Here is a 12,509-nt window from a genome sequence, read left to right as displayed (position 1 = left end):
ACCATCATGAGTCGAGTCGCATTGATCACCGGCGCCTCCCGCGGATTGGGCGAGTGCATCGCCCGCCGCTTGCACGCAGCGGGTTATCGCGTCGGCCTGGCCGATGTGCGCGTCGATGGCGTGCAGCAACTGGCTGCCGAGCTGGACAGCAGCGGCGCCACGGCTGTCGCTATCGAGTTGGATGTGCGCAACAAGGCGGACTTTCAACGTGCCCGCGACCTGCTCAGCGAACGCTGGGGCGGCACCGACATTCTGGTGAACAACGCCGGCGTGTCGAAGGTGGCAGCGCTGATGGAGATCACTCCGGAAGAGTTCGACGAGTCGATGGCGATCAACCTGCGCGGCACGTTTGTCGCCTGCCAGGTGTTTGGCGCGCATTTCGCCGAGCGTGGCTTCGGGCGCATCGTCAACATCGCCTCCCTGGCCGGGCAGAACGGCGGCACCGCCACCGGCGCACATTACGCGGCGGCCAAGGGCGGCGTGGCGACCCTGACCAAAGTCTTCGCCCGCGAACTGGCGCCGCAAGGCGTGACCGTCAACAGCATCTCGCCCGGTCCGCAAGACTTGCCGGTGGTTCGTGAATCGGTAGCGCCGGAGCGCCTGGAACAGATCTTGAAAATGATCCCGACCGGCTCCCTCGGTAATCCCGAGTTCATCGCCGACAGCGTGCTGCTGCTGATCGCCGATAACGCGACCTCGGTGACGGGCGCGTGCCTGGACGTCAACGGCGGCTTGTTCATGCGCTGATCCCCGTTAACTCAGGAACACGGCCCTCTGTGGGAGCGAGCAGGCTCGCTCCCACAGAGGGTCACAGACAAAAAACAAAACGATTCAGGTGACGCAATGATGAAGGTGAAGATCGAAAGGATCGTCGACGAAGCGCTGGATATCCGTTCCTTTCGCCTCGTGCGCAGTGACGGCCAGCCGCTCGACACCTATGAGCCGGGTGCCCACGTCGACCTGACCGGTCCGACCGGGGTGACCCGCCAGTATTCGCTGTGCAGTCCGCCGCAGGACCGCCGCGCCTACCTGGTAGCGGTGAAAAAAGAAGCGCAATCGCGTGGCGGTTCCCTGGCCTTGCACGAGCAGGTGCAGGAAGGCATGGAGCTGGAGATGGGCGCGCCACGCAACCTGTTCCGCCTTGATGAAAGCGCTCTCGAGCATGTGCTGTTCGCGGCCGGAATCGGCGTCACGCCGCTGCTGAGCATGGCCTATCGACTGGCGCAAAGCGGTCAGTCCTATCGCCTGCATTACTTCGCCCGCTCGGCGCAGTACGCAGCCTTTGCCGAACTGTTGGCCAGCGAGTTTGCCAACCACGTCGAGTTCCACTACGGCATCGAGCCGGCCGACCTGGATGGCGCCCTGAGCGCCTGCCTGGACCGCGCCAGTCTCGCCGCCCACGTTTACACCTGTGGCCCGGCGCCGTTCATGAACAAAGTGGTGGAAGTGGCCGCGCGCACACGTAGCGACGACGCGATTCACCTCGAACACTTCGCCGCCGACCCGGCCGCCAACAGTGCGCCAGCCGGGACTTTCGAGGTGGAGCTGGCCAGTTCCGGGGTGGTCCTGCAAGTGCCAGCCAACAGCAGTCTGGTCGATGTGCTGCAAGCCCACGGCTGCGACATCGACACCGAGTGCCGCGAAGGCATCTGCGGCACTTGCATCGTCGACGTGCTCGACGGCGTGCCGGAGCATCGCGACAACTGCCTGTCGAACAAGGAGAAGGCCTCCAACAAGCAGATCTGCGCCTGTGTTTCCCGGGCACTTTCCGCTCGTCTGGTATTGGATATCTAATTCAGGGAAGGCTGGAAAGCCAACGCCGGAGCCTGTTGAATAGGCGCCCGGCGGCCATCGAGGGAGGCGATGGCCAGAGCAATAACCGTGTGACCGAACCGCTCGCTGAAGCGGTCGACAATAACAACAAAAGACCTGAGGCCTTGCGATCATGATTACAGCATCGACGGTGCGCAATGAGGCGTTCGAAAGTTGGTTGAGCCAGGTGAACCAGGCCTGTGGGCGTTTCGATGCCCGGGCGCTGGACAGTGATTTCTACGGCGAACTGACGGAATTTCACAGCGGTGCGATCAACCTCAGCGTGGTCGATATGGCCCACGTGCACCTGTACCGCACCAGCAAGGACGTCAGCACCAGCAGCGACGGCCACTACTATGCGGTGTTCCAGATGCGCGGCAGTTCGCAGTTGGAGCAGGGCGACAACCGCGCCTTGCTCGGCTGTGGCGACATCGCCCTGATCGACGCCAGCCGGCCCAGCGATATGATCTATCACGAGGATTCGCGCCAGCTATCGCTGATCCTGCCGCGCCAGGTGCTCGAACGTGGCTCCCACTTGAACAGCGTCAACTGCGCCACGCGCCTGTCGGCCAGCACCCCGCTGGCAGCCCTGGCCAACAAGCTGGTGCTCGATACCTGCCAACAGGAAGGCCTGGAAATGCAGGAAAGCGAGGCGGTGCTGGATGCCCTTGCCAGCCTGTTGTTACCGGGCATCAGCGCCCGCGACAGCGCTGCCGACCCGCACGAACGGCAGTTCCGCAAGATCATCGCGTTCATTGATGCCCATCTAGGTGACGAAGAGTTGTGCCCGGAACTGATTGCCCGTGAAGTGGGGGTGTCTGTGCGCGGTCTGTACCGGATGTTCTCCAAGCGCGGCCTGGTGGTGGCGCAGTACATCAAGCATCGGCGCCTGGATTTCTGCGCGGAAAACCTGCGCAGTGCCGACGGCGAGCAGAAACTCTCGGCGCTGTGTTATGCCTGGGGGTTCTCGGATTCCAGCTATTTCTCGTCGGCGTTCAAATCGCGCTTCGGCGTGTCGCCGGGGGCTTATCGCAAGCGCTATAGCCAGGGTTGAAGGTGAGGCTACTGGCCCCTTTGCGAGCAGCGGAGCGCCGCCCGGGCTGCTCCCACACTGGATCTCCTGAGAACACAAATCCTGTGTGCAACGAGAACCCCTGTGGGAGCAGCCCGGGCGGCGCTCCGCTGCTCGCGAAGGGGACCTTAAGGCCCCCAAAAAACTCAATGCCTCCCCGGCTCCTCAACCGGCAAATGCAGCACCTCGCGCACCAGCATGGCGATGCTGCTCACGCCCATCTTTTCCTTGATCTTGGTCCGGTGCACATCAACTGTCTTGACGCTGATGTCCAGCTCGCGGGCGATGACTTTGCTGGCCTTGCCATCGATCACCAGCATCAATACCTCACGCTCACGGGCGGTCAGCAGTGCCAGCTTGCCTTGCATGTGCTGACGCTGCGCCTGATCGGCCTGGGCGTGCACGGCGGTCTTCAGCGCGGTCTGGATGCGGTCGATCATCTGCTGCGGGTTGTAGGGCTTCTCGACGAAATCCAGCGCGCCGTTTTTCATCGCTGCCACCGACATCGGAATGTCGCCATGGGCCGAGACGAAGATGGTCGGCAGGCTGCTGCCACGCTGGTTGAGGATTTCCTGCAGCTGGAAGCCGCTGGTTTCCGGCATGCGCACGTCGAGCACCAGGCAGGCGGGCTGCTTGGGGTCGTATTGGTTGAGGAACTCTTCGGCGCCGGCAAAGCACTGCGCCTGGACACTGACGGACTCGAGCAACCAGGCCAGCGAAGTGCGCAGGTCTTTGTCGTCATCAACGATATAAACAATCGGTTTGCGGGTTTCCATCGGGACGGCCACGGTGTTTTCTATTTATTGTTGTCGTCTGCGGGCACGCGCAGCGAGCGTTGGCTGATCTAGTGCAGCCAGTCAGCAGAATAACCGCTGTCAGCGGCCCATGCGATAAAGAAACCACCTAGTCGACTAGCGGAAAGCCAACCCTGGCATGGGATTCGTCAGAATGGTCGCGCCGTGGCCATCGCCGTAGTCTTGTTCCATCACCTACGGGCCGCAAGACAGCGGCTCTCCTGAGAGGAGGGGCATCGACATGGCCAACTTGAGCCAGCAGCAAATCGACTTCCGCAACGCCATGGCGCAACTGCCCGCGGCGGTGAACATCATCACCACCAATGGCCCTGGCGGACGCTGTGGCATTACTGCCAGCGCGGTGTGTTCGGTCACCGACTCGCCGCCCACGGTGTTGGTCTGCGTCAACCGCAACAGCGCCACCCACGACGTGTTCCGCACCAACGGCCATCTGTGCGTCAACGTGCTGTGCGGCGAACAGGAAGAGCTGGCTCGGCACTTTGCCGGGATGACTCAGGTGCCAATGGCCGAGCGCTTTGCCTGGGACCTGTGGGACGACGGCGCCAGCGACGTGCCGGTGCTGCGTGACGCGCTGGTGCAGCTCGAAGGGCGGATCAGCGAGTGCAAGGAAGTTGGTTCGCACTCGGTGATGTTCGTCGAACTGACCAAAGTCGGCGTGCGCGAACCGCGCGACAGCCTGGTGTACTTCAACCGCCTGTTCCACCGCTTGGAGCATGCCGGGGCGCATTGCTGAGAGCGTCAAGCCCGCTCCCACAGGGAATTCTGTGCGGCACAGATCCATTGTGGGAGCGAGCCTGCTCGCGATGAGGCCGTTACATTCAATATCGCTGTCGCCTGACACTCCGCCATCGCGAGCAGGCTCGCTCCTACAGTTGAATGCCTGTGTGGCCGACATTGTGGGAGCGAGATTGCCCGATATCGATGGATCAAACCCGCAAATATTCCCGCGCCAACCGGCACGCCCGGTCAATCAGCATCGGTGCCATTTCAATCGCCGTCGGCGTGCCCTGGCGGGTGTGAATCCAGCCCAGGTAGGTGGTGCCGCGCAGCATCAGGAACAGCGCCAGGGTCTGGCGGTCGGCCGCGGTCAGTGGCTTGACCGCATGGTAACCGTCGAGGAGCGCCGCCTTGATCTGCTCATAACGCGGATCGTCGAGGCAGAAGTACAGTGCGGTTGCCAGCTCGAACATGTGCCAGCCAAAGCCGGCATCGTCGAAGTCGATCAGGCGCAGGCGCGGGCCTTCGATCAGCAGGTTTTCCGGGACCAGGTCGGCGTGGATCATGCCGAAATTGCCCAGGTGCCGACCGTACTGGCGCAAGTCCCGACGCGCCGCGCGCCGAGCCTCTTGCAGTAAATCGCGTTGCTCGGCGCTGAGTTGCCCCAGCTCCCAGAAACGCCCCCAGAACGGGTTGGCGCCGATCAAGCCTTCTTCGTCCCAGGCATGCCGAACAAACTCGTCCGGCTGCTGCCATTGCGCCGAGTGCAGGTGAATACGCGCCGCCAGTGCCCCGGCTTCGTTGAACAGGAAATTGATTTCGGTCTCGGCCTGCACGCCGTTTTCCGAGGTGCCGGCGGTGGCGCCCGGTAGCCAGGCGAGCATGTCGATGTGGCGTGATTCGCCAATGGCCTGGTGGGTGACTTCGATCAAATGGCTCTGGTTCTGGGCGCGAATGATCTGCGGCACGGTGATGCCGGCGCCCGCCAACGCGTCCATCCACAACAACTCGGAGCGCAACGCCGCGGCGCAGTGATAACCGTTGCGATGAATGCGCAGGGCGACGCGCTGACCGTCGTCGCGGCGCGCCGAGAACACCGCGTTCTCGCGGAACTTCACCAGCTCGATCTCGGCGAATTCGCCGTCCCAGTGTTGCAGGGCGTGGCGGGCCAGATCGTGCAGATGGGCGACTTGCTGGTCATGGGGCAGGGTGTGGAATGCAGTCATGGGCGGGCCTCAAATCGCGCTGAGCGCGTTATCCAGGGTGCTGACGAACAGGTCGGCGTGCTCGCGGCCGAACACCAGCGGCGGACGCAGTTTGAGAATGTTGTCGCCGGCGCCGATCTTGCTGATTAGCACGCCGTTGTCGCGCATGTCGTTGACCACCTTGCGTGCCTCCAGCCCGGCCGGTTCCTTGCTGTGGTCATCGCGCACCAACTCCATGGCAAAGAACAGCCCCTTGCCACGCACGTCGCCGATGATCGAGTGCTTCTGCGCCATGGACTGCAGGCGTTGCTGCACATAGCCGCCGACACTTTGGGCGTTGTGCAGCAGTTGTTGCTGTTCGATCACATCCAGAACCGCCATGCCGACCGCAGCCGCCACCGGTGAGCCGCCGAAGGTGTTGAAGTACATGGCGTGACGGCCAAACGACTCGACCAGCGCCTTGTGGGTGATCAGGCCGGCCAGTGGGTAACCGTTACCCATGGGTTTGCCCAGGGTGACGATGTCCGGCACCACGCCATGGGCCTGATGCCCCCACAGGTGATCGCCGGTGCGGCCGAAACCGGATTGCACTTCATCGGCGATAAACAGCCCGCCGGCTGCGCGGATCAGCGCTGCGGCCTTGTTGACGAAGCTGGCCGGGACCCTCGGCAATCCTTCGTTGGCGAACAGAGTGTCGATCAGCAGCGCGGCGGGGCGGATGCCTTGGGCCTGCAGCGAAGCAATGGCGGCGGCGATGTTCGCGGTGTACTGCTCGGCCAGTTGTTCCTCAGTGGTGCCGGCCGGCGCCCGGTACAGGCACGGGATCGGCACGGCGCGGGCGTGGGCGGCGAAGGGTTCCGGCGAGGGCAGGGCAGTAGTGACTTCGGCCAGCGAGGCCGAGTTGCCGTGGTAGTTGTAGTCGCTGACGATAATCCCCGTGCCGCCGCTGGCAAAGCGTGCCAGGCGCAGGGCCAGTTCGTTGGCTTCGCTGCCGGTGCAGGTGAACATCGCAGTGTCCAGCGGCTCGTCGAATGTGGCGGTCAGGCGCTCGGCGTAACGCACCACTTGCTCGTCGAGGTAGCGGGTGTGGATGTTCAGGGTCGTCGCCTGGCGATGCATGGCCTCGACCACGTGGGGGTTGCAGTGACCCACGCAGGGCACGTTGTTGTAGACGTCGAGGTAGCGTCGGCCGTCGACGTCGAATAGCCACACGCCCTCACCGCGCACCAGGTGCAGGGGCTTGTCGTAGAACAGCGGCGAGGCGCTGCCCAGCACGCGATGGCGGCGTTGCAGCAAAGTCGGTTCAGGCAGCATGATCGGGGGTCTCCAGGGCAGCGGTTGGCGCACGGTTGCGCAACAGGAAATTGAGGATGCACAGGCTGAACATCGCGGCGAGGGCGATCAGCATTTTGAAATCGAGTTGGAAGCAGGCGGCGATCACCACCAGGGTCAGGGCCAGGCCGAACCACGCAACCAGCTTGCCGCCGGGCAAGATGAAGGGCCGTTCAAGCTCGGGTTGATTGCGCTTGATGTGCAGGTAGGCGGCGAAAATCAGCAGGTAGCAGACGTTGAGCAGCAGCACCACGGCGAGCATCACGGTGGCCGGGTCGACCGCCGACAGCGGCAGGCCGATGGTGCCGATCAGCAACAGCGCCGGGTACGGCGTGCCGCGTTGGCCGGTCTTGCCCAGCCACTGCGGGAACAGACCGTCGCGGGCCATGGCGAACACTTGCCGGGAGGCGGCGTAGACCAGTGAAAAGAATGTGGCGATCAAACCGAACACTGCGCCGCAGCCAATCACTTTGGCCAGCCACGAGTCATCGCCGAACGCGCTGTTGCCGGACATCGCGGCGTACAGCGGATCGCCCGCCGAACCCACCAGCTCGACACCGCCGGCACCCGGGGCGCAAACCAACACCACCAGCGCAGTCACCAGCAAGGTGCCGATCGCCGCGAGAATGCCTCGTGGCATGCTGCGCCCAGGGTTGTGCGCCTCTTCGGCGGCGGAACCGGTTTGCTCGACGGTGATGAACAGCCAGATCGCAAACGGCACGCAGGCGAAGATGCCGCCGAGGCTGACCGGGGTGGCGACGTTGGCCGGCAAGCTCAGCAAGTTGCGCAGTTCGACATGGGGCGCCATGGCCACGCCGAAGGTCAGCAGGGCGACGACCGCGATCACCCCGGCAATGAAGGTCAGGCCCATGGCCTCGCCGACGCCACGCATGTGAATACCGAGGATCACCGCAAACAGGGCGATTTTCACCGGCCAGCCGCCGAGGCCGAAGATCGATTCGGTGTAGGCGCAGATGAAGGTTGCCGCAGCGCCGGTGCCGATGGTCAGCGCCAATGCGCAGGCGACGCCCACCAGGTAACCCACGAACGGTCCAAACGCACTCTGCGCATAGACGAATACCCCGCCGGCACTGGGCAAGGCCGTGGAAAGTTCGGCCACGCACAACGCCAGTCCGCCGCAGAGCAAGGCCATCAATAAGGTGGCGATCAGCATGTTCATCCAGCCGCCGGCCATCAGGCCAAAGTTCCAGCCGGAAAACTGCCCAGCCACCACCAACGCAATTCCGAGGCCGGCAATCTTTGGCCAGCCCAACGCACTTTTCTTGAGCACAAACGTCTCCCGCAACCCGAAGGTCGATTTGTTGTTTTTTGATGGGCAAAGAAGGGTTCAGCGCCCTCGGGTGGAGGGCTGTCTGGATACTACGTCGAGGGTGCGGCGCGGGTTGTTAGCGTGCGTGCCAGGTGGTTGGTTGTGGGTGCCAGGATTGGAAGGCTTATCGGCACGGTGCACCGCGGCGGTGGCTGTGAGCCTGACACACCGCCACCGTCGGTAATGCTTCAAATCCGAAAATTTCCCACCAACTGATTCATCCGCCCGGCCTGTTGTTCCAGCTCGCTACAGGCGCGCAACGTCGCTTGCAGGTTCTCCACCCCCTGCCGGTTGAGGGTGTTGATCTGGATGATGTCAACATTCAGCGCCTCGACCACCGCCGTCTGCTCCTCGGTCGCAGCAGCCACCGACTGATTGACGTTGTCGATCTCGCCGATGCGCTGGGTGACGCTGCCCAGGCGCGTGCCCGCGAGGTTGGCGATGTTCACGCTTTCTTCGCTGTGCTGCTGGCTCTCGGTCATGGTCGCGACCGATTGCTGTGCGCCGATCTGCAAGGCCTCGATCATCTGCTGAATCTCCAGCGCCGAGGTTTGGGTGCGTCCGGCCAGGCTGCGCACTTCGTCGGCGACCACCGCAAAGCCACGGCCGGCTTCCCCGGCCCGCGCGGCTTCGATCGCGGCGTTGAGCGCCAGCAGATTGGTCTGCTGGGAGATGCCCTTGATCACTTCGAGGATCTGCCCGATGTCCACGGTCTTGTCATTGAGTACCTCGATGTTGGCGCACGAAGCGCTGATCTTGCCCGATAACTCGTGCATCACCTCGATGGTGCGCTGCACCACCTGGCGTCCGTCCTCGGCTTGTTGGCGCGCGTTGGATGCCTGATGGGAGGCGTCGCAGGCATTGCGCGCAATCTCCTGGGCCGCGGCGCCCAACTGATTGATCGCGGCGGCGACGCTGCTGGTGCGGCTGGACTGATCATCGAAATTCTCCAGCGACGAGTTCGACGCTTGCAGCACCCGCTGCGCTCCGGCTTTGACGCCCTGGGCCGCCGATGACACTTCGCGCATCGACTGATGAATACGTTCGACAAAACGATTGAAGGCCGTCGCCAACTGACCAATTTCATCCCGCGATTGCACGTGCAGACGGCGGGTCAGGTCGCCTTCGCCGAGAGAGATGTCCTCCATCACCCGCGTCAGCTCTTGCAGGGGGCGAGTGATGCGCTGCGCGGTGTAGCCGATCAACAAGAGGCCGAGCAACGCCGAACCGCCGCCCAACAGCAACTCGAGTCCGGTGCTTTTCACCGCTTGATCGTCGAGGGCGGTGCGCAAGCTGATGACCGGCGCCAGCAAGACGCTCTGCGGCACACCCACCAGCACACCCCATGGCGCAGCCCCTGGAATCGGCGCCAAAGGTTCCAGCACCTTGATCTGTTGGGCATCGACCAGCACGGTCGCTTGACCCTGACGCAGGCTTTCCTGCAGTTCGCGATTGTCCATCGTCTGACCAAGACGGCTGGCGTCCTGGCTGTTGGCGGAAATCACCCCGCGTGGGCTGATGATGCTGATTTGGCCGTTGCCGTCGAACAACTGCCGGGCGCTGGCCTCGGTGTTCTGTTGCAGCGCGGCGAGGTTGATGTCGAGGCCGACCACGGCGATCACCTTGCCGTTTTCCAGCAGAGGGAAGGCAATGCTGGTCACCAGCTTGCGAGTGCCCGAGGCTTCGTCAAAATACGGCTCCAGCACACAGGCCTGACGGCTGTCGCGAGCGCAGGTGTAGAACGCGTTGTAAGGGGCGCCGCTGGGACCGGGCGCGGTGTTGGCGAGCAGGCCTTCGTCGCCGATCACCGCTTGCAGTTCCCCGGGTTTGCCTTGTACCCAGTACAGGGCAAAGCGTCCGGTTTCGTTGCTGCCCAGTTCGGCCTGACCAGCAAAGCCAGCATCGCCGCCATCGAGGGCGTCGGCCTCGAAAATGACATAAAGCCCGAGCAGGTCGGGCTTGTCGATCAAGGCTTGGTGCAACTGGCTACTCAGCTCCTGGCGCAGTTGCGCGCGGTCCAGGCGGCCCTGCTGTTGCAGTTGTCGCAGGTACAGCAGATAGCGGGACAGGCCCTGGCCGTATTCGTGGGTCTGCATGAAGGTGCGTTGCACGTGCATGGCTTGCACGTTGCCCAGCGCCTGCATGTGCTCCCGGGCGGCCTTGGCCAGCATCTCGCTGCTGGCCGTGGCCACCTGCTGGCTGCTCTGGTGAGTCTGGTACAGCGACAAGCCCATCAGCAATGCCACCACCAGCATCAGGCAGAGCCCGGCGAGGAGGGTGATCTTGCGACGGATCGTCAGAAGGTTGAGGCGCATGGCAAATCCCTTTTTGCACGGGGGCAACGGCCGCGCCGCCGCCCCGGCGGCCGTTAGAAACCAGTGACGAACAGCAGTTGGCCGTAGACGTTCTGGTTGTTGTTACCCAGTTGCGTGCCGCCGTTGTCGAAGCTCTTGTCCGGCTGGTAGAAGCCCACCAGCGGCATCACAGTCAAGTGGTCGTTGACGTGCCATTCGGCATACAGGTCGACTTCGTGGCCGTCGGTGTTGCCCAGGTTGCGGTCGATAGTGTCGTAGTTGAAGTACAGCGCACCGAGGTTGAGATTCTCCAGCGGCGAGACTTTCAGGCCAACGTTCTGGATCCGCGAATTGTTGTTGAATGGCCCGGCGTAGTTGCCTGCCACTTCGCCCTGGAACCAGGTGCCGTAGCCACGGCTCATGCCGTAGAACAGGGTGTCGTAGTTTTCCGAGAAGCGGCTGTAGCGGTAGCTGACATACGGCGTCCAGGGCGCGGCGGAGAAGGTCCAGCCGGCTTCCAGGTACCAGGCGTCTTCGTTGCTGGCGTGGGGCTTGTCCTGCTCGGCATATTCGCCGGAGAGGAACAGGTCCTTGACCCCGGCATTGCCGGTGGCGCGCAGGCTGTAGGTCTGCATGCCGTCGCGTTCCAGTTGCAGCGGCGAGGCGTACTGTTCGTCGATGTCGGTGGTCTTGATGTAGGTCAGGCCCACGGTGCCGGCTTCGGCCACGTGCTCCAGGGTGCCGGCGTACATTTCTGTCATGGCCTGGGCGCGGTTGTTGGATTTGAGCCACATCAGGTCGCTGCGCCAGCCTTCCTTGCCACCGAGGCGCAACACGGCGGTTTCGTCGAACGCCTTGCGTGCCGCCAGGTAGTACGAACCGCCACGGTTGAACTCTCCATCGGCCAAGCCCTTGCCGATGTTCAGGGCGTCGCCATTGATCAGGAAGCCGTCACCGATCGCGATGTTCTGGCGACCGAAGGACAGGTCGACACCGTCCTTGCCCAATGGCGCGAACAGCTCGTCCGAGCGCCAGCCGAGGTAAGCGTCTTCAAACTTGGTGGTACGCTCCGAGCCATCGCTGAAGCCAGCCGCATCGCCGTCACCCCAGGTGCCGGAACTCAGCAGGTTGGCGGCGCCGTAACCGGTGCCCGCACCCGCCAGGCCCTTGTCGAAACTCAAACCGTACTTGATGTAGCCCTCGCGCCACGACGAGGAACCTTCGCTGAGGCGGCCGGATGGGGCGTAGTTTTCCTGGCTGTGGAAGATCCCGAACGCTGCTTCGAGGGTGGCGTTCAAATGACCGTCGTCGTTGCCGTACAGCTCATAGGCATTGGCCTGGCCGGCACCGATCAACAGCGCGAGGGTCGAGAGACGAAACAGGGGAGACTTGAGCATGGTGAGGCATCCGTTCTTATTCTTGAGCGTGGGTTTGCGGTCTTTTTAGATACTAAGGCGCGACTTTTCCCTGCCCTTGTCCCTGTTTGCCAATTAGTTGGTTGTGCATGCCAGATTTCGATCCGCGCCTGCTTCGTGTCCCTTATGACGCCTTCGTTGTCCGGCGAGAAGCTCGAGTAGAGGAGATCTTTTTCAATATTTCAGCTGCCACCTTAGTGAATTTTCAAAGGTGAGAGGCTCGTCTGCGGGGCGGAACGTGGGGCGAGTTCCAACGTACCGTTCGTCGCAAAACTAAATATCTATAAGGTTTAGTTGAGAGCTCAGTGAGCAATCATGGAAGAAGCTTCCTACAAATTCCTACATTTGAGTGGCATAAAAAACATCGTTTTGTTTAGTTCTACTGCTGATTTTATTTTTTATTTCAAGCGTTTCGAAATAACTTATGAAATGCGTAAATTTTCGATACGGACAAGGCCCAAAGTACTTCCGTAATTGTTGTAGGGGTTGGCCTTTTGAGGTGGAAGACGTTTCCTAC

At 62.5% G+C, this 12,509-nt stretch carries 9 protein-coding genes and 2 pseudogenes; 4 read left to right on the top strand and 7 right to left on the bottom strand.

Going from position 1 to position 12,509, the window contains the following annotated elements; genetic code table 11:
- Window positions 1-6 precede the first annotated feature (6 nt).
- From NR126_RS19125 to feaR, 3 genes are all read left to right on the top strand, one after another.
- Entirely contained in the window at window positions 7-747 is a 741-nt protein-coding gene (locus tag NR126_RS19125) for an SDR family NAD(P)-dependent oxidoreductase (RefSeq protein WP_027620610.1), read from the top strand.
- Window positions 748-843: 96 nt separating this feature from the next.
- Window positions 844-1,794, top strand: a complete 951-nt coding sequence (locus NR126_RS19120; protein WP_027620609.1) for a PDR/VanB family oxidoreductase — start codon at window positions 844-846, stop codon at window positions 1,792-1,794.
- 151 nt (window positions 1,795-1,945) lie between these two features.
- Window positions 1,946-2,866, top strand: a complete 921-nt coding sequence (feaR, locus tag NR126_RS19115; RefSeq protein ID WP_027620608.1) for a transcriptional regulator FeaR — start codon at window positions 1,946-1,948, stop codon at window positions 2,864-2,866.
- 164 nt (window positions 2,867-3,030) lie between these two features.
- Here the strand turns inward: feaR and NR126_RS19110 are convergent, their stop codons facing one another.
- The gene (locus tag NR126_RS19110; RefSeq protein WP_027620607.1) at window positions 3,031-3,660 is read right to left on the bottom strand and encodes a response regulator transcription factor; all 630 of its coding nucleotides are present in this window, start codon (window positions 3,658-3,660) and stop codon (window positions 3,031-3,033) included.
- 259 nt (window positions 3,661-3,919) lie between these two features.
- On the opposite strand from NR126_RS19110, the gene hpaC reads away from it, so the two are divergent.
- Window positions 3,920-4,432, top strand: coding sequence for a 4-hydroxyphenylacetate 3-monooxygenase, reductase component (gene hpaC / locus NR126_RS19105; protein WP_027620606.1), 513 nt, complete (start codon window positions 3,920-3,922; stop codon window positions 4,430-4,432).
- Window positions 4,433-4,625: 193 nt separating this feature from the next.
- Here hpaC and NR126_RS19100 read toward each other — a convergent pair whose 3' ends face one another.
- From NR126_RS19100 to NR126_RS19080, 6 genes and pseudogenes are all read right to left on the bottom strand, one after another.
- Entirely contained in the window at window positions 4,626-5,642 is a 1,017-nt protein-coding gene (locus NR126_RS19100) for a phosphotransferase enzyme family protein (RefSeq protein WP_105754726.1), read from the bottom strand.
- A gap of 9 nt (window positions 5,643-5,651) precedes the next feature.
- On the bottom strand, window positions 5,652-6,932 hold the full coding sequence (locus NR126_RS19095) for an aspartate aminotransferase family protein (protein ID WP_256830882.1): 1,281 nt from the start codon (window positions 6,930-6,932) through the stop codon (window positions 5,652-5,654).
- Window positions 6,925-8,244, bottom strand: a complete 1,320-nt coding sequence (locus NR126_RS19090) for an amino acid permease (protein WP_105754725.1) — start codon at window positions 8,242-8,244, stop codon at window positions 6,925-6,927. The genes NR126_RS19095 and NR126_RS19090 overlap by 8 nt, the downstream gene beginning before the upstream one ends.
- Window positions 8,245-8,471: 227 nt before the next feature.
- Window positions 8,472-9,071, bottom strand: a pseudogene (locus NR126_RS29015) (methyl-accepting chemotaxis protein); the annotation flags it as partial.
- 255 nt (window positions 9,072-9,326) lie between these two features.
- Window positions 9,327-10,379: pseudogene (locus NR126_RS29010) on the bottom strand (HAMP domain-containing protein); the annotation flags it as partial.
- 272 nt (window positions 10,380-10,651) lie between these two features.
- Window positions 10,652-11,974: a hypothetical protein gene (locus tag NR126_RS19080; RefSeq protein ID WP_027620601.1), complete on the bottom strand. Its 1,323-nt coding sequence runs from the start codon at window positions 11,972-11,974 to the stop codon at window positions 10,652-10,654.
- Window positions 11,975-12,509 lie beyond the last annotated feature (535 nt).

The organism is Pseudomonas sp. Pse1 (genome assembly GCF_024519635.1).
Classification (GTDB): Bacteria; Pseudomonadota; Gammaproteobacteria; order Pseudomonadales; family Pseudomonadaceae; genus Aquipseudomonas.
Note: the sequence above shows the minus strand (reverse complement) of the source record. Positions and strands in the feature narration are given on the sequence as shown.